Consider the following 17,139-nt stretch of genomic DNA (forward strand, 5'->3'; position numbering starts at 1 on the left):
GGAATCCAAAAAGTTGCGTAGCGTGACAAGCCTGCCCCAAACGCCCCGCACAAAAACTACCCCGAGTGCGCCTCCAGGAACGCGTACACCTCGGTCTCGTCGACGCCGGGGAACGCCCCAGGCGGCATGGCGGCCAGCAGGTGCGAGTGGGCGCGGGCGGACGGCCAGGCGTTGCCTGCCCAGGAAGAAGCCAACGACGCCGGCGGGCGCTTGCAGCAGTTCGGGTCCGGACACGTCGAGGTAGCCCGCGCCGTCGTCTCCCTCCCGCGGAACCACTTCACGTGCTGGTACGGCACGCCGATGCTGAGCGAGAACTCCCCGGCCGCCGAGCGCTCGGTGCGCGCCGTGCACCAATAGGTGCCGGAGACGGTGTCGGTGTATTGGCTGTAGGCGCTGAACTTGTCCGGGACGTCGAACACGGCCCGCGAAGTCCACGCTTTGCACGCGGGCTGGCCCTCGATGGCGCCGGTGTGGTCCTGCGGGAAGGCCACGCCGTCGTTCTCGTAGGCCTTGTAGATGATGCCGCTCTGGTGGGTCTTCTGGAAATGCGTGGTGATGCCCAAGTGCTTCGTCGCGAGGTTGGTGAAGCGGTGAGCCGCAGTTTCATAGGAGACGGCGAAGGCGTCGCGGATATCCTCGACCGCGATCTCCTTGGCGGCTTTCGCCTTCTGCAGGAACTCCAGGGTGGCGTTCTCGGGCAGGAGGAGCGCCGCAGCAAAATAGTTGGTCGCGACGCGCTGCGCCAGGAAGTCGCCGTAGTTCTTGGGGGTCTCGTGGCCCAGGACGTAGTGCCCCAGGGCCTGCAGGAGGACCGAGCGGGGATCGTGGTCCTGCCGTTGGCTTTGCGTGAGATAAATTCGGTGATTCTTTAGATCGGTCACCGAACGGGTGGAATGAGGCAGGTCGCCCACGTGGTGCAGCGTGAATCCGAGGTGGTCCGCGATGTCCGCGATGATGTGCTGGCTCAAGGGACCAGTCGTGTAGCCAACGCCTTTGAGGACCTTTTGCGCTTCGGCCTCGTACTCCGGAAAGTAGTTGCCGCGCTCCCGCATCATGGCACGCAGTTCGCCGTTCGCGCGGCGGGCCTCTTCCGGCGTCGCGACCTGCTCGTTGAGCTTGCGTTCAAGCTCCTGCAGGAGGCCCACTTGCGACTCGAGAACATCGAGCGGTAGCCGCGAGCTGACGCGGATTTTCGGCAGGTTCAGCGACTCGTACAGGGGCCCGCGCTGGTACCGTTCGAGCTCGATTTCCAGGGCGGCTCGGCGGCTGGGCGGTTCCGCCCCGAGGAGCTGTTCGATGCCGACATTCAGTGCCGCCGCGAGCTGCGTCAGCAGGCCCAGTTTGGGCTCGCGCTTGCCGTTCTCGATGAGGCTCAGCTGGCTCGGGGCGGTCCCGACGGCGGCGCTCACGTCGTCGAGGGTCAGTCCGGCCTGCTTGCGCAGATACCGCACGCGGCGGCCCAGGCTGATGACGTCCAGTTCCGCGGTGGAAGCGGACGACGACGGCGACGGTACTTCGCGGTTCCAGCTCACAGGTGACATTTTTTGAGGATACGCGAAGAAGTGCGTTTCTTTCCATGGTTTCTATCTAGAAAGCCTCGTGGAAGTGCTGAAAAGTAATAACTACGAAGTCCCGGTCGGAATGAACTGCAATGGCGCAGCCAAGACCGGCCGGGGCGGCAAACTCAGCAACACGCCAAAACAGCGTCAAAGGAGACAGAACAATGACAGCAGCATTTGAACCAGGGCAGCCCACCTCCGCAACCGAGCAGGCCGCAGCACTGGAGCTCGAATGGGCTGCCGACCCGCGTTGGGAAGGCGTCACCCGCGATTACTCGGCCACCGACGTCGTCCGCCTCCGCGGCCGTGTCTCCGAGGAACACACCCTGGCCAGGCGCGGCTCCGAGAAGCTGTGGAAGCAACTCACGGAAGAGGCCACGACCGGTGGTTACACCAACGCCCTCGGTGCGCTGACCGGCAACCAGGCCGTGCAGCAGGTCAAGGCCGGGCTGCGTGCCATCTACCTTTCCGGCTGGCAGGTCGCCGCCGACGCCAACAACTCCGGCCACACCTACCCGGACCAGTCGCTGTATCCGGCCAACTCGGTCCCCACGGTGGTCCGGCGCATCAACAACGCCTTGCTCCGTGCCGACCAGATCGAATTCTCCGAGGGCATCCAGACGGTCGAGGACTGGCTGGTCCCGATCGTCGCCGACGCAGAAGCCGGTTTCGGCGGCCCGCTGAACGCCTACGAACTCATGAAATCCATGATCCAGGCCGGCGCCGCGGGCGTGCACTGGGAAGACCAACTCGCGTCCGAGAAGAAGTGTGGCCACCTCGGCGGCAAGGTGCTCATCCCCACCCAGCAGCACGTCCGGACCCTGAACGCCGCCCGCCTCGCGGCCGACGTCGCGGGCACCCCTTCGGTGATCATCGCCCGCACTGACGCCGAGGCAGCCACCCTGATCACCTCCGACGTCGACGAGCGGGACCAGGAATTCATCCTCCGCGAAGGGGGACAGCCGGTTCGTACCGCGGAGGGCTTCTACAAGGTCCGCAACGGCATCGAACCCTGCATCGCCCGCGCCAAGGCCTACGCCCCGTACTCCGACCTCATCTGGATGGAAACGGGCACCCCGGACCTCGAACTCGCCCGCAAGTTCGCAGAGTCCGTCAAAGCCGAGTTCCCGGACCAGATGCTCTCCTACAACTGCTCGCCGTCGTTCAACTGGCGCAAGCACTTGGACGACGCCACGATCGCCAAGTTCCAGCGCGAGCTCGGCGCCATGGGCTTCACCTTCCAGTTCATTACCCTTGCCGGCTTCCACGCCCTGAACTACTCGATGTTCGACCTCGCCCACGGCTACGCCCGCGAAGGCATGAGCGCCTACGTCGAACTCCAGGAAAAGGAATTCGCCTCCGAGTCCCGCGGCTACACCGCAACCAAGCACCAGCGCGAAGTCGGCACCGGCTACTTCGACGACATCGCAACCGCGCTCAACCCGAACGCATCCACCCTGGCCCTGGTGGGATCCACCGAAGAAGGCCAGTTCCACTAGCCACAACTTCCCCAACTAGGTAGCAGTAGGTGTCGTTTTGAGCCCCCAAAACGACACCTACTGCGAGTCAGTTGGGATCCTCAAGAGGAGAATTCCCATGAACAGCTTCACCGACAACTACACGATCAACGGCATCACGCTGACCGCCCAGCCCATTCATCGGCAGAACGAGGTTCTTACTCCGGATGCCCTCGCGTTCGTGGCAGCCCTGCACCGCGCGACGGCGGAGCGCCGCCAGGAGCTGATGCAGGCCCGGCACGCCCGCCGCGGCCAGATCGCGAGCGGACAAGATCCGCGGTTCCTCCCGGAGACGGCCGAGATCCGCAACGATCCGAACTGGCGCGTCGCTCCCCCTGCTCCGGGCCTGGAGGACCGTCGCGTGGAAATCACCGGACCCGTTGACCGGAAAATGACCATCAACGCGCTGAACTCCGGCGCCAAGGTGTGGCTGGCAGACATGGAAGACTCCTCCACCCCCACCTGGCGGAACGTCATCCAGGGCCAGCTGAACCTCACCGACGCCCTGGAACGCCGCATCGACTTCACCTCACCGGAGGGCAAAGAGTACAAGCTCCGTGCCGCCGAGGAACTGCCCACCATCGTGGTCCGGCCGCGCGGCTGGCACCTGCCGGAGAAGCACATGCTCATCGACGGGAAGCCCGTTGCCGGCGGCGTGGTCGACTTCGGCCTGTTCTTCTTCCACAACGCCCGCCGCCTGCTCGCCCAGGGCAAGGGCCCGTACTTCTACCTGCCCAAGATCGAGAACCACCTCGAGGCCCGGCTCTGGAACGACATCTTCATCCTGGCCCAGGACCTGCTCGGCATCCCGCAGGGCACCATCCGCGCCACCGTCCTGATCGAGACCATCACCGCGGCCTTCGAAATGGAGGAGATCCTGTACGAACTGCGCGATCACGCCTCGGGCCTGAACGCCGGCCGCTGGGACTACATCTTCTCCGTCATCAAGAACTTCCGCACCCGGGGCCCGCGCTTCGTGTTGCCGGACCGCGCCCAGGTGTCGATGACCCAGCCGTTCATGCGCTCCTACACCGAGCAGCTGGTCCGGGCCTGCCACCGCCGCGGCGCCATGGCGATCGGCGGCATGGCCGCAGCCGTTCCCAACCGCAAGGACGAGGCCGCCAACACGGCAGCGTTCGAGAAGGTCCGCGCGGACAAGACCCGCGAAGCCGGCGACGGCTTCGACGGCTCCTGGGTAGCCCACCCGGACCTGGTTCCGGTCTGCCGCGAAGTGTTCGACGGCGTACTCGGGGACCGTCCGAACCAACTGGACCGCTCACGCGAGGACGTCACCCCCGACGACCGCGCCCTGATCGACGTCGCCTCCACCGAGGGCACCATCAGCGAAACCGGCATCCGGAACAACATCGAAGTGGGCATCCGCTACATCGAGTCCTGGCTGCGCGGCAACGGCGCCGTGGCCATCCACAACCTCATGGAAGACGCGGCGACGGCGGAGATCTCGCGTTCGCAGCTGTGGCAGTGGATCTACTCCCACGCGATCACCGACACCGGTGAAGTTATCACCCGCGAGTGGATCAACGACCTCCTCGACGAAGAGTTCGCGCGCCTGGAACGCTTCGACGACGACCGCTTCAACGATGCCCGCAGCATCTTCGAGGAAGTCACCCTCGCCGAGGAGTTCCCCACCTTCCTGACAATCCCGGCCTACGCCCGCTACCTCACTGAAGCCCGCGAGGAAGCCACCAAGGAAGAACTCGTAGCGGCCTGAGCCCAAAGATAGAGCCCCCGTCCGCTGGGCTGCCTGCACTCTTCGCAACAAGTGACCCCGATGGTCGGGGAGGCAGCCCAGCGACGGACCCCCTCGCCACCCAACTGACTCGCAGTTGTTGTCGTTATGAGGCTCCAAAACGACAACAACTGCGAGCTAGTTGGGTGTACGACGGCGGGACTCGCCTAGCGCACAAAGCGCACCTAACGCTGCCGGGCCACCCAGCGCACCGAGAGGGTGGTGCAGACGCAGAACGCGGCGACCGAGCCGAGGATTACCAGGAGCGGAACGGTCCAGCTGCCGGAGATGCCGTGGACGTAGCCGATGATGGTGGGAGCCAGGGCCGCGAAGCAGTAACCGACCCCCTGCACGACGGCGGACATCTTGCCTGCCGAGGCTTGGTCGCGGGCGAACCTGATGATGGCGATGAAGATCACCGTGATGCCGCCACCCTGGGCGACTCCCCCGAGCGAGGACCACAGCCACCACCAGGCCGGGGCCAGCAACAAGCCAAGGGGGACCGTGAGCCACAAGGCACCCAAGGTGGCCGCCACCGCCGTCGTACTGGTGAAACGGGCGAGCAGAGGCACGCCGAGGCCACCGACGATCGCGAAAATCTGGAAGAGCGACGATCCCGCGCCGGCTTGGGCGGTGCCCATGCCCAGCTCGTCGGCTAGGAAGCTCGGAAGCCACGCGGTCACGCCGTAGTACGAGAATGCCTGGCCGGCGAAGCCGAGCGTCAGGCCAACGGTCAGCCAGCCAACGCCGGAGGCCCTTTCGGCTCGTGAGCCCGAGGCGGCCGGCACCGCAGCCGGAACGAACGCGCGGCGGGCACCCACCGTGGGGATCCAAAACACGATGGCCACCAGGGCCAGGAGGGCACTCGCCGCGAGGGCAAGCCGCCAACCCACAAGTTCCGCGAGCGGTGCGGTGGCCACCGAGGTCAGGAAGGACCCGATGTTGAGGGCCGCCGTGTAGACACCCATCGCTGTTGCCTGGCGCCGCGGCGCGAAGTCCCGGCGGATGATGAGTGGCACGGCGATGTTGCCGATGGTGATGGCGAGGCCGATAAGGACGGTACCCACCATGATCGGAACGCCGCCGCCGCTGGAGCGGATCACGACGCCGGCCAGCACGCCCACGAGCGTCAGCATCACGGCGAATTCGGCGCCGAGCCTGCGTCCGGCCATTGAGGCCAGGGGCGCTGCGAGCGAGAAGCAGAGCACGGGAATGCCCGTCAGCAGCCCGAGTTCCACTGGCGAGAATCCAAGATCCCGTTTCAGGGAATCCACCACCGGCGCCACCGCGACGAACGGTCCTCGCATGTTGAGGGCGATGAGGCCGATGCAGGCAAGGATCAGCCAGCCTCGAGGGACCTTGGCGAGGAATTGGCCGGTCATGGGGCGCACTGCAAAGCGGGGGAAGTAGGCATCACCTTCATTGCTATCACGGCTCTCCGCGCGAACTGGCAGCAGATGACCCTTCCCGCGAATTTTGGGGTCATTTGCTGCCAGTTCGCGCGGGAGAATAAGCTCCTCAGCCCGTTGCTTGGAGCGTGGCTTCAATCACGGCCGGAGACAAGACGTGCTGGGTGACCATTTGGCTCGCACCGAGGATCGCGGCCTGGTCGCCCGCCATCGAGATGCCGATGCGCAGATGCGAAGTAGCCAAGGGAAGGGAGCGCCGGTAGACAACTTCGCGGATGCCGGCAACGAGGTGCTCGCCGGCCTCCCCCACGCTGCCGCCTATGACGATCATGGAGGGGTTGAGCAGATTTACCACTGTGGCCAGGACATCGCCGACGTCGCGTCCGGCCTGCCGGAGTGCCTGGATCGCCTGGAGGTTTCCGTCGGCCACGAGATGCAGCACATCGCCGCCGTTGCTGGCCGCGAGTCCTTGGGCGTGGAGCTGGCGGGCGACGGCGGGTCCCGAGGCGAGCGCTTCAAGGCAGCCGTAGTTCCCGCAACGGCAGAGGACGTCGTCGCCGCGGGGAACCCGGACGTGGCCGAGGTCCCCGGCCGTGCCGTTGGCGCCGCGCTGCAGCTCGCCGCTGCTGATGATGCCTGCGCCGATGCCCGTGGCGATCTTGATGAAGAGCAAATTGTCGTGGTCCGGCCAGTACGCCGTGCGCTCGCCCAGGGCCATGATGTTGACGTCGTTGTCCACGAGGACCGGGACCGGCAGCGAGCGCTGCATGTACCGGACCACGTCGAAGCCGTCCCAGCCGGGCATGATCGGTGGTTTGATCGGCCTGCCGCTGTCGTGTTCCACCGGTCCGGGCAGCCCGATGCCGATTCCGGCAAGGTCTTCAAGGTTGCGGTCTGCCTCGGTGAGGAGCTCCCGCCCTGCAGCCACCACCCTGCCGAGCACCACCTCGGGGCCATCGGCGACTTCCTGCGCGAGGCGTCGCTCGGCCAAAACGGTTCCACCGAGATCGGTGACGGCGACGATCACGTGCGTCGCTCCGACGTCGACCGCCAGGACAACACGGGCCGCAGGGTTGAAGGCAAAGCGCGACGGCGGCCTGCCGCCACTGGAACTCGCCTCACCGGCGGGGCCCACGAGTCCGGAGTTCATCAGGGCGTCGATGCGCGAGGCGACGGTGGAACGGGCGAGCCCTGTAGTGATGGCGAGTTCGGCCCGGGTTCGTGCCTGGCCGTCGCGAAGAAGCTGAAACAGATCTCCTGCACGCGAAAGGCTCCCTGCGTCCTGTACGGGGCCGTCCTTGCCGGGGTCTTTTCCGGGTGCTGAGGTCATGCATCAGTGATAGCACGATTGCTTATGGGTGTCACGCAGCAAAAAGATTGTCGAATGTTTTTCAACTTTTGCTTGCTCATCGACAAAAGTCATCGTAGTTTGTTTGTGAGAAGGGTCACGTAGCCCACGAAGCCACGCTGAAACTCCAGAGACTCCGTTTACGAAGAGGTAACTGATCTTGTCCAGCCACTCACAGGCAACACCGTTAGGATCGCCGAAGCCCCTCGGCGTCGGCATCCTTGGCGCCGGCCCGGTCACCCAAGCAATCCACCTTCCCTCCCTGGCCCGGCTCCGGAACATTCTGGAAGTCCGCCACATCATGGACGTCGACGCCGCGGTCGCCGAATCGGTCGCAGCCCGCGTCGGCGCCAACCACAGCACCAGCATGGACGCGCTCCTGGGCGATCCCGACGTCGACATCGTGGCCATCTGCAGCCCCCACCAATTCCACGCGGACCAAGTCATCGCAGCGTGCCGTGCCGGAAAGAAGGCCGTCCTCTGCGAAAAGCCCTTCGCCATGAGCGGCGAGGAAGCGGCCCGGATTTCGGCGGTCAGCGCGGAAACGGGCGTGCCGATCATCGTGGGCGCCATGCACACCTTCGATCCAGGCTGGCTCGCAGCCGAAGCCAACTGGGGCGATCTTCCCGAGAACGTCCACACCATCCGCTCTTCCATCGTCCTTCCGCCCAATGCCCGCTTCGAAGACTTCGCCACCGAAATCATCACGCGGCCCGCAGGCGGCACACCGGACTACAGCGACGTCGAGGTCATCAAGAACGCCCTCCGCGGCGGCATCATGGGCCTCGCCATCCACGATCTTCCCCTCGTCCGCCGCTTCACCCCGGATTTCGAAGACCTCGAAATCCTGCAGGCACGCCACGTCCGCCCCTTCGGCTACGTGATCTCCTTGCGTTGCGGAAAACAGGGCGCAGGTGACCGGATCATCGAACTCAGGGCAGCCATGAACGCGACCTGGAAGCCGGAATGGGCCTTCGAAGCGATCTCGGACGACGCAGCGCTTCGCGTGGACTTCACTCCTTCTTACGTGCAGGCGGGTTCCGCCGTCGCAACCATCACCCGCGGCACCACAAGCACCACCTACGGACCGTTCGAGCACAACGGCTACGAGGGCGAATGGCGCGAACTCGCCCAACTGGCACTCGGAACAAAGCAACCGCCGTCCGCTGAGACCCTCATCAATGACCTCACCTTCGCGATAGCGATTGCCGACGCCACAGTGAACGTCGCGGCCGCGGAACACGCGAACAGCCATGCAGGAGCCCACTCATGAGCACCCAGTACACGGTCGCCGCCACCCCGCGGGCCGAAGAGAGCGGCGCGGTAGGACTCGCGGTCGCCTCGCTTCCTGCGAGCTTCGGCCCCGTGGCCGCCGGGGAGGCCGCACGGATCTCCGCCCTCGACGGCGCCCCCGGCTGGACTACGGAGGCCATCAAGGCGATCGACGGCGGAGCGTCGGGCATCGTCGTCGTCAACCCGGTCCCGGAAAACACAGCGGCCCTGCTCGACGCCGCTGAAGCCGCCGGCGTCGCGGTTGTACTGGACCAACGCTGGGCCTCCAACCCCGGGCTCGCCGCAGCCGAAGACGCCGTCCGCACGGTCGCCGGCCGCGCCGCGATGCTGGACACGGTCGCGACGGCGGCGGCAGGCACGGATCCGGAACGGCTGCTCACCGAGCATCTCGCCACCGTCGTACGCGTCACCGGACAACTGGAAGCGCTTCGCGTCCTGCGCCGCGGCCCGCACGGCTACACGGTTTCCGGGCGGCTCGCCAACGGTGCTCCGGTTTCGCTCCAGGGGGTGCTGAGCAACTCCCGGCCCGCCGGCGTCGACTTCCGCCTCTATACCGACGACGGCGGTGTCAGCATTGCGGTCCCGGAACCGCTTGCCGCCTGGCCGGCCGAAGTCCGCGCTACCGGGCCCCAAGGGGAAATCCTCCTGCCCACGCTGTACGAATCCGCCCACCGCACCACCTGGCGCCGGCTCAAGGAACACCTCGACGCCGGCACTCTCCCTTCCGATCTGGCCGGCTTTGCGCGGTTGACGGAATCCATCGCGCACCTGACCTGAACCTGCACTTCTCCTACACGCAACCAGCGCAATCGAGCACAACAGAGCACCAAAGCAATCATTAGCCTTCTCGACGACGAGCCGGACCGCACCAAACGCGCAGACCACGCAGCGGTCCCGAAAGGAACCATCATGAATGTTCAGTCCGAAGCCAAACGCAATTTCTCCCGCAGGGGATTCCTCGGCCTCACTGCGGCAGCAGCCGCTGTCCCCCTGCTCGCGGCTTGCGGCGGCGGTTCCAGCTCGAGCTCCGCAGGTGGTGCGATCAAGTTCTGGGACATGCCGTGGGCCACCACGGCCTATAACGATGCCGCGAAGAAGATCACCGACGGATTCTCGGGAGCCAACAGCAGCAAGGCCAGCTACCAGATCATCCAGTGGAACAACTTCTACCAGACGTTCTCCTCGGCCATCGCGTCCAAGACCGGACCCGCGGTGTCCACCGGTGGTGGCTTCCAGGCGTTCCAGTTCGACCAGCAGGGCCAGATCGCCTACGCGGACAAAGTTGTCGACGCGCTCAAGAAGAACGGCCAGTTCGACGACTTCCTGCCCGGCGTGCTGGAACCGTTCAAGTCCGACAAGGGCTACGTCGCTGTTCCGTGGCAACTGGACATGCGCCCCCTGTGGTACCGCAAGTCCCTCTTCGACCAGGCCGGCGTAGCCGTTCCGACCGACTGGCCCAGCCTGCTCGAGGCAGGAAAGAAGCTCAAGGGCATCGGGGCCGTTGGGTTCGCTACAGGCTCCGGCGCCGGCAACAACATCGGCAACCACTTGATGATCATGATGATGATCAACAACGGCGGTGGCGTCTTCACCAAGGACGGCCAGCTGGACGTCATGAACGACCGCAACGTCGAAGCCATCGAGTTCTTGCTCGAACTGGTCTCCAACGGGGTCATCGACCCTGCAGCTGTCAGCTACACCACGGACAACCTCGACGCGCAGTGGAAGAACAAGAAGGCGGCCTTCGGCATGTATGTGCTGGGCGTCCCGCAGCGCGTGGGCGACACCTCCGGAGACCTCGTGGTGGCGAGCCCGATGGCCGGTCCACACGGTGACAAGGCCGCTCTGGTGTTCCCGAACAACATCATGATGTACAAGAACACGCCTTCCCAGGAAGCCTCGGAAGCCTTCCTGACTTACTACATGGGCCAGCTCAAGACCCTCTGGCAGCAGAAGCTCATGAATGCACTCCCGGTCTTCAAGTCCATCACCGAACTCCCCGAGTTTGCCAGCGATCCCAACAACGTCAAGATCGTCAAGGAATACCAGCCCATCGCGAAGACCTTCGCCGCCCAGGGAACCTCCCTCAACGCCAACCTCGCTGTCCTCGACGGCGGCCAGGCACTCAACCAGTTCACCCAGACCATCCTCACGGGCAAGACGGACGCCAAGACGGCGCTGACAGCCTTCCAGAGCGGTCTCCAGTCAGTCCTCAAGAAGTAAAACGCCATGTCATCGACCACAGCACAATCGGGCCTGGCCCGGGCCCGCCGGGGCCTCGCACCCGGCGGGCCCGGGGGCGGGTCCCGTACCCACAACGGCGGCCTGAACCGCAAGAGCAAACTGTCGGGCCAGACCAAACGGACCTTCTTCTGGCTCTTGCTGCCCTCCATCGTCCTGCTCGTCTTGATCAACGGCTACCCGCTGATCTACGCGGGCGTTCAGGCAACGCACGACGGCTCCCTGATCGACACCGGCAACTTCGTCGGCGTCGACAACTTCGCCACCGTCCTGTCCTCGCCTGCCTTCTGGAAGGCCGCGCAGTTCACCCTGTGGTTCACCATCGTCGGCGTGTTCGGCTCCTGGCTGGTGGGCCTCGGCCTGGCCCTGCTCCTTCGCACCAAGATCCCGGCGGGCGGCACCTTCAAGGTCCTGCTCCTCCTGCCGTGGGTGGTGCCGATCGTGGTGTCGTCGACCGCCTGGAACTGGCTCGTTGCCACCCCGGACAGCCTCATCCCGTCCATCTTCCGCAACCTCGGACTCGGCACGCCGCTGTTCCTGGCCGACCCGCACCTCGCCGCGGTCATGGTCATGGTCTTCAAGGTCTGGGTCAGCTTCCCCTTCATGATGATGATGATCTCCGCCGCGCTGGCCTCCGTGGACACCACCGTCTACGAAGCCGCGAGCATGGACGGCGCCAGCAAGTGGCAGCAGTTCACCCAGATCACCCTGCCGATGATCGCCCGCTCCACGTACATCAGCTGGATCCTGATGACGATCTTCTGCGTGAACGACTTCCCCACCATCTACCTCCTCACCGGCGGCGGCCCCGTCGACGCCACCACCTCCCTCGTGGTCCTGGCCTACCGCAGCGTCTTCCAGGACTTCCAGACCGGTCCCGGCGTCGCCATCGCCTTCCTCATGACCCTCACCCTCGTCGTCGTGTCGGTCTTCCTGTACCGCCAGATCCGAAAGTCGAGCGTCGAATAATGAGCGCAGTACTGCACGCCCACCCCGAATCCGGACCCGCGCTCGGCGTCGCGGGACCCCAGAAAACCCGCCGCACTCTCTCCGAAGCCGGCTTGCGCGGACGCTGGTGGCGGTTCGTCCTGATCCTGGCCATCACCGCGATCGTCCTCGTCCCGATCATGGTCACTGTGATCCTCGCACTCACGCCGGGCCCGAACAGCACCGCCACCGGCCTGACCCTGGAAAACATCACCGGCGTCTTCTCCAAGACCCTCGCAGGCACCTGGCTGACAAACAGCCTCATCACCACGCTTTCCACCGTGGTCGTCTCGGTCGCCGTCGCGGCCCCCGCCGGCTATGTCCTCTCCCGCGGCCGCTCCAAGGCCGTCTCGGGTTACTCCCTGCTGCTGTTCGTCATGCAGTCCCTGCCGATCATCACCTCCGTGGTGCCGCTGTTCATCCTGTTCGCAGGCATGGGACTCGTGGACAACCTGCTCGGCCTGATCATCATCTACGTCGGCTCCACCATGACGGTGGCCACCTGGATGATGGCCGCCTACTTCGATTCCATCCCGGTCAGCCTCGAGGAAGCCTCCTGGATCGACGGCTGCTCGGTGTTCGGATCGTTCACGAAGGTGGTGCTGCGCAATTCCCTGCCCGGTATCCTGTCCACAGCCATCTTCGCCTTCCTCCTGGCCTGGAACGACTACCTCGTCGCGATCGTGTTCCTGCGCTCCAACGAGATCTTCACCCTCCCGGTCGGCGTGCAGTCCTTCTTCCAGCAAAACCTCACCGACTGGTCCGGCGTCATGGCCCTCGCCGTCGTCATGATGCTCCCGCCCATCATCGTTTTCGCCACCCTGAACAAGTACTTCAGCGTCGGCGGCATCGGCGGATCCCTCGCCGGCCGCTAATTCGAACCTTTCACGCAACTGACAACGCAAAGGAAAACCATGTCTTACTCCATCCAGCTGTACACCTTGCGCAATGCCATCCAGGAAGACCTGCCGGGCACCATCAAGAAGGTTGCCGAGATCGGTTACACGCAGGTTGAACCCTACAATTTCGTGGCAACCGCAAAGGAGCTGGGCGCTGCCTTGAAGGAGAACGGGCTGAGCGCCCCGTCCGGACACGCGCCGCTGCTGAGCCAGGACCAGGATGAGATCTTCGCCGCTGCGAAGGAACTGGGCATTGCCACGGTCATTGACCCGTACTTGCCTGCCGAGCACTGGCAGAACGCCGAGGACATCCAGGCCACCGCGGCAAAGCTCAACGCCGCAGCAAAGAAGGGGGCCGAATACGGCGTCCGCGTCGGGTACCACAACCACGCTTGGGAACTTGAGTCCATCATCGAGGGCCAGACGGCCCTGGAGTACTTCGAAGGCCTCCTTGACCCGGAACTCGTCCTGGAAGTCGACACCTACTGGGCTGCCGTCGGTGGCCAGAACCCGGTGGAACTGCTCGCCCGCCTCGGTGACCGCGTGAAGTTCATCCACATCAAGGACGGCCCCGGCACCACCGACACGAAAGCCCAGTTGCCGGCGGGCCAGGGCACCATCCCGGTGCTCGACGTCGTTGCTGCCGCCAAGTCCCTCGAAGTCGGCGTCGTCGAGTTCGACGACTACTCCGGAGACATCTTCGAAGGCATTGCCCAGAGCCTCGCCTTCCTCCACGCAGCACAGGATGTGAACGCATGAGCACCGCAACGCACCAGACCACACCGTCCACCCGCCGGGGACCCGTAGGCGTCGCCGTCATCGGCGCCGGCAACATCAGCAAGGCCTACCTGGACAACCTGACCGTCTTCCCGGACCTGAAGGTCCACGTCATCGCGGACCTCTTCGAGGAAGCCGCGGAAGCGCGCGCCAAGGAGTACGGCATCCCCGAGTGGGGCGGCGTGGACGCGGCACTGAACCATCCCGACGTCGAGATCGTCGTCAACCTGACCATCCCCGCGGCGCACGTCGAGGTGGCCACGGCAGCCGTGAATAACGGCAAGCACGTCTGGACCGAGAAGCCGTTCTCCCTGGACCGCGAATCCGGTTTGGCCCTGTTGAAGACCGCCGACGCCGCAGGCATCCGCCTCGGCTGCGCACCGGACACCTTCCTGGGCGCCGGGCTGCAGACGGCCCGCCGGATCATCGAACGCGGCGACATCGGCACCCCGCTGACTGCCCTGACCATGTTCCAGACCCCTGGTCCGGAGTCCTGGCACCCGAACCCGTCATTTCTCTTCGCCCATGGCGCAGGCCCGCTCTTCGACATGGGCCCGTACTACGTCACCGCGCTGGTCCAGACCTTTGGTTCGGTCCGCAAGGTCGCCGCCGTCGGGTCCAAGGCCAAAGAAGTCCGCGTGGTCGGTTCCGGGCCCAAGGCGGGCGAGGAATTCGCCGTCGAGGTCCCAACGCACGTCAGCGCGATGCTCCAGTTCGAGGGCGGTACTTCCTCGCACAGTGTGTTCAGCTTCGAGTCCCCCCGCCTGCGGATGGGCTTCGTGGAGATCACCGGCACCGAGGGCACCCTGGAACTGCCGGATCCGAACAACTTCGACGGCGACCTCAAGCTCTGGCGCGCCGGGGCCGCGGAAGCTGAAGTCATTCCCGCCACGGGACCGGCCAACGGCCGCGGGATGGGCGTGCTGGACATGGCCCGTTCCCTGCGCGCCGGTGTTCCCCACCGCGCCCAGGGAGCCCTCGCGTACCACGTGGTCGATACCCTGGTTTCCATTTCCGAGTCCGCCGAAACCGGCACCTTCGTAGGCGTCGACAGCTCCGCCGTGACCTCCCAGGCCCTCCCCGAGGACTGGGACCCGATGGCCGCCACCCTCTAGGAATCACTCATGACTAGCTCCGCCCCTACCCCCACCAATCCTCACAACGGCGAACCGGGCAAGACACCCCTGGGTGTTGCCGCGATCGGCTACGCGTTCATGGGCAAAGCCCATTCCAACGCGTGGCGGAACGTGGCCAGTTTCTTCGACGTTCCGGCCTTCGAGCAGAAAGTGCTCGTGGGCCGGGACCCGGAACAGGTTGCCGAGGCCGCGGCGAAGTACGGGTGGAGCGAGTCCGCCACGGACTGGCGCTCGGTCCTGGAACGCGACGACATCCACATCGTGGACATCTGCGCTCCGGGTTGGATGCACGCCGAAATCGCCACCGCGGCGCTGGAAGCGGGCAAGCACGTGCTCGTGGAGAAGCCCCTCGCGAACACCCTCGCCGAGGCCGAAGCCATGACGGAAGCCGCGCGTGCCGCCCGTGCGCGCGGCATCCAGTCCATGATCGGCTTCAACTACCGGCGCGTGCCGGCCCTCGCCCTGGCCCGCGAACTCATTGCTGAAGGCCGGCTGGGCACAGTCCGGCACGTCCGCGCCGCCTACCTGCAGGACTGGCTCGTGGACGCCGACTCCCCCATGACCTGGCGCCTCAACAAGGAAACCGCGGGATCCGGGGCACTCGGCGACATCGCCTCCCACGCCATCGACCAGGTCCTTTTCCTCCTCGGGGACACCGTCACGGAAGTCTCCGGCCGGCTCCACACCTTCGTGGACAGCCGCCCCGGGGCGAACGGTCCGGAACAAGTAACGGTCGACGACGCCGCCTGGGCTACGCTGACCCTCGCCTCCGGGGCAGTCGCCTCGGTGGAAGTCTCCCGCATGGCCACGGGCAAGAAGAACTCGCTCACGATGGAAATCTACGGCGACAAGGGCTCGCTCCTGTTCGACCTGGAATCCATCAATGAACTCGGCTTCCTCGACGCGACGGTGCCTGTCCGGGAGCAAGGCTTCCGCCGGATCCTGGTCAACGAATCCGAACACCCCTACATGGCCGCCTGGTGGCCGCAGGGCCACGTGATCGGCTGGGAGCACACCTTCACCCACGAGATCCGCGATTTCCTCGCGGCCATCGACTCCGGGACCCCTCCGTCGCCCTCGTTCGAAGACGGGCTCGCCGTGCAGCAGGTCCTGGCCGCCATCGAAGAATCCGCCGACGCCAAGTCCGCCATCATCCAGGTCTCCGGCCACTAACAGCCCTTGCCCTGAAGCACGCCCCGAAACTTTTCCCAAGGAGAACCAATGCCCCGCCCGTATACCCTGTTCACCGGCCAGTGGGCCGACCTGCCCTTCGAGGAAGTCGCCAAGCTCGCCTCCGGCTGGGGCTATGACGGCCTGGAAATCGCCGTGTCCGGCGACCATCTGGATGCCTGGCGTTGGGACGAACCCGGCTACGTCGAGTCCAAGCTCGCCATCCTGGAAAAGTACAACCTCAAGGTCTGGGCCATCTCCAACCACCTCAAGGGCCAGGCCGTGTGCGATGACCCGATCGACTTCCGCCACCAGGCAATCGTCGGGGCCAAGGTCTGGGGCGACGGCGATCCCGAAGGCGTCCGCCAACGTGCCGCCGAGGAAATGAAACACACCGCACGGCTGGCCCGCGCGCTCGGTGTGGACACCGTCGTCGGGTTCACCGGCTCCTCCATCTGGCAATACGTCGCCATGTTCCCGCCCGTCCCCGAGAAAGTCATCGAGGCCGGCTACCAGGACTTCGCCGACCGCTGGAACCCCATCCTGGACGTCTTCGACGAATGCGGCGTCCGCTTCGCCCACGAAGTCCACCCTTCCGAAATCGCCTACGACTACTGGACCACCGTCCGGACCCTGGAAGCCATCGGGCACCGCGAAGCGTTCGGGCTGAACTGGGACCCCTCCCACTTCATGTGGCAAGGCATCGACCCCGTCTCCTTCATCTGGGACTTCAAGGACCGGATCTACCACGTGGACTGCAAGGACACCAAGCTGCGCCCCACCGGCCGCAACACCGTCATGGGTTCCCACCTGCCCTGGGGCGACCCCCGCCGCGGCTGGGACTTCGTCTCCGCCGGACGCGGCGACGTGCCCTGGGAATCCTCCTTCCGGGCGCTCACCGCCATCGGCTACACCGGACCCATCAGCATCGAATGGGAGGACGCCGGCATGGACCGCCTCCACGGCGCCCCCGAAGCCCTCGCCGCCCTCAAGAAGTTCGACTTCCCGCCGTCCCAAACCAGCTTCGACGCCGCGTTCAGCCAGGATTAAGGG

14 protein-coding genes are annotated in these 17,139 nt (G+C 65.4%); 11 read left to right on the plus strand and 3 right to left on the minus strand.

Annotated features, from left to right (window positions below; all coding sequences use genetic code 11):
• Nucleotides 1-56: 56 nt before the first annotated feature.
• Complete coding sequence (locus ACSBOX_RS19400; protein ID WP_442543929.1) at nucleotides 57-1,541, minus strand: helix-turn-helix domain-containing protein; 1,485 nt, start codon at nucleotides 1,539-1,541, stop codon at nucleotides 57-59.
• Between the two features lie 182 nt (nucleotides 1,542-1,723).
• On the opposite strand from ACSBOX_RS19400, the gene aceA reads away from it, so the two are divergent.
• Together aceA and aceB are read left to right on the plus strand one after the other, a co-directional pair.
• The gene (gene aceA / locus ACSBOX_RS19405; protein ID WP_442543930.1) at nucleotides 1,724-3,058 is read left to right on the plus strand and encodes an isocitrate lyase; all 1,335 of its coding nucleotides are present in this window, start codon (nucleotides 1,724-1,726) and stop codon (nucleotides 3,056-3,058) included.
• Between the two features lie 97 nt (nucleotides 3,059-3,155).
• Nucleotides 3,156-4,808 carry a malate synthase A gene (gene aceB, locus ACSBOX_RS19410; protein ID WP_442543931.1) on the plus strand — a complete coding sequence of 551 codons (1,653 nt, stop codon included), beginning with the start codon at nucleotides 3,156-3,158 and terminating at the stop codon, nucleotides 4,806-4,808.
• A gap of 203 nt (nucleotides 4,809-5,011) precedes the next feature.
• Here the strand turns inward: aceB and ACSBOX_RS19415 are convergent, their stop codons facing one another.
• A complete protein-coding gene (locus ACSBOX_RS19415) occupies nucleotides 5,012-6,208 on the minus strand; it encodes an MFS transporter (RefSeq protein ID WP_442543932.1) in 1,197 nt (398 codons plus the stop codon).
• A gap of 136 nt (nucleotides 6,209-6,344) precedes the next feature.
• Nucleotides 6,345-7,565, minus strand: a complete 1,221-nt coding sequence (locus tag ACSBOX_RS19420; RefSeq protein WP_442543933.1) for an ROK family transcriptional regulator — start codon at nucleotides 7,563-7,565, stop codon at nucleotides 6,345-6,347.
• Between the two features lie 178 nt (nucleotides 7,566-7,743).
• Between ACSBOX_RS19420 and ACSBOX_RS19425 the strand changes: the two genes are divergently transcribed.
• From ACSBOX_RS19425 to ACSBOX_RS19465, 9 genes are all read left to right on the plus strand, one after another.
• Complete coding sequence (locus ACSBOX_RS19425) at nucleotides 7,744-8,856, plus strand: Gfo/Idh/MocA family protein (protein ID WP_442543934.1); 1,113 nt, start codon at nucleotides 7,744-7,746, stop codon at nucleotides 8,854-8,856.
• Entirely contained in the window at nucleotides 8,853-9,653 is an 801-nt protein-coding gene (locus ACSBOX_RS19430) for a hypothetical protein (protein WP_442543935.1), read from the plus strand. Before ACSBOX_RS19425 ends, ACSBOX_RS19430 begins: the two co-directional genes overlap by 4 nt.
• 132 nt (nucleotides 9,654-9,785) lie before the next feature.
• Complete coding sequence (locus ACSBOX_RS19435) at nucleotides 9,786-11,099, plus strand: ABC transporter substrate-binding protein (protein ID WP_442543936.1); 1,314 nt, start codon at nucleotides 9,786-9,788, stop codon at nucleotides 11,097-11,099.
• A gap of 6 nt (nucleotides 11,100-11,105) precedes the next feature.
• Nucleotides 11,106-12,086: a carbohydrate ABC transporter permease gene (locus tag ACSBOX_RS19440; RefSeq protein ID WP_241710088.1), complete on the plus strand. Its 981-nt coding sequence runs from the start codon at nucleotides 11,106-11,108 to the stop codon at nucleotides 12,084-12,086.
• Complete coding sequence (locus ACSBOX_RS19445; RefSeq protein ID WP_241710089.1) at nucleotides 12,086-12,979, plus strand: carbohydrate ABC transporter permease; 894 nt, start codon at nucleotides 12,086-12,088, stop codon at nucleotides 12,977-12,979. Before ACSBOX_RS19440 ends, ACSBOX_RS19445 begins: the two co-directional genes overlap by 1 nt.
• Nucleotides 12,980-13,018: 39 nt before the next feature.
• Nucleotides 13,019-13,762 carry a sugar phosphate isomerase/epimerase family protein gene (locus ACSBOX_RS19450; protein ID WP_442543937.1) on the plus strand — a complete coding sequence of 248 codons (744 nt, stop codon included), beginning with the start codon at nucleotides 13,019-13,021 and terminating at the stop codon, nucleotides 13,760-13,762.
• Complete coding sequence (locus ACSBOX_RS19455) at nucleotides 13,759-14,895, plus strand: Gfo/Idh/MocA family protein (RefSeq protein ID WP_442543938.1); 1,137 nt, start codon at nucleotides 13,759-13,761, stop codon at nucleotides 14,893-14,895. The genes ACSBOX_RS19450 and ACSBOX_RS19455 overlap by 4 nt, the downstream gene beginning before the upstream one ends.
• Nucleotides 14,896-14,904: 9 nt before the next feature.
• Nucleotides 14,905-16,089, plus strand: a complete 1,185-nt coding sequence (locus tag ACSBOX_RS19460; RefSeq protein ID WP_442543939.1) for a Gfo/Idh/MocA family protein — start codon at nucleotides 14,905-14,907, stop codon at nucleotides 16,087-16,089.
• A gap of 48 nt (nucleotides 16,090-16,137) precedes the next feature.
• Nucleotides 16,138-17,136 carry a sugar phosphate isomerase/epimerase family protein gene (locus ACSBOX_RS19465; RefSeq protein ID WP_442543940.1) on the plus strand — a complete coding sequence of 333 codons (999 nt, stop codon included), beginning with the start codon at nucleotides 16,138-16,140 and terminating at the stop codon, nucleotides 17,134-17,136.
• Nucleotides 17,137-17,139: the final 3 nt, after the last annotated feature.

Origin of the sequence: Arthrobacter sp. KN11-1C, assembly GCF_052180225.1 — a bacterium.
Taxonomy (GTDB): domain Bacteria; phylum Actinomycetota; class Actinomycetes; order Actinomycetales; family Micrococcaceae; genus Arthrobacter.

Coding starts and splice junctions, on each gene's coding strand:
- ACSBOX_RS19400 (WP_442543929.1), bottom strand. CDS start 1,541: ATGTCACCTGTGAGCTGGAACCGCGAAGTACCGTCGCCGTCGTCGTCC.
- aceA (WP_442543930.1), top strand. CDS start 1,724: ATGACAGCAGCATTTGAACCAGGGCAGCCCACCTCCGCAACCGAGCAG.
- aceB (WP_442543931.1), top strand. CDS start 3,156: ATGAACAGCTTCACCGACAACTACACGATCAACGGCATCACGCTGACC.
- ACSBOX_RS19415 (WP_442543932.1), bottom strand. CDS start 6,208: ATGACCGGCCAATTCCTCGCCAAGGTCCCTCGAGGCTGGCTGATCCTT.
- ACSBOX_RS19420 (WP_442543933.1), bottom strand. CDS start 7,565: ATGACCTCAGCACCCGGAAAAGACCCCGGCAAGGACGGCCCCGTACAG.
- ACSBOX_RS19430 (WP_442543935.1), top strand. CDS start 8,853: ATGAGCACCCAGTACACGGTCGCCGCCACCCCGCGGGCCGAAGAGAGC.
- ACSBOX_RS19435 (WP_442543936.1), top strand. CDS start 9,786: ATGAATGTTCAGTCCGAAGCCAAACGCAATTTCTCCCGCAGGGGATTC.
- ACSBOX_RS19440 (WP_241710088.1), top strand. CDS start 11,106: ATGTCATCGACCACAGCACAATCGGGCCTGGCCCGGGCCCGCCGGGGC.
- ACSBOX_RS19445 (WP_241710089.1), top strand. CDS start 12,086: ATGAGCGCAGTACTGCACGCCCACCCCGAATCCGGACCCGCGCTCGGC.
- ACSBOX_RS19450 (WP_442543937.1), top strand. CDS start 13,019: ATGTCTTACTCCATCCAGCTGTACACCTTGCGCAATGCCATCCAGGAA.
- ACSBOX_RS19455 (WP_442543938.1), top strand. CDS start 13,759: ATGAGCACCGCAACGCACCAGACCACACCGTCCACCCGCCGGGGACCC.
- ACSBOX_RS19460 (WP_442543939.1), top strand. CDS start 14,905: ATGACTAGCTCCGCCCCTACCCCCACCAATCCTCACAACGGCGAACCG.
- ACSBOX_RS19465 (WP_442543940.1), top strand. CDS start 16,138: ATGCCCCGCCCGTATACCCTGTTCACCGGCCAGTGGGCCGACCTGCCC.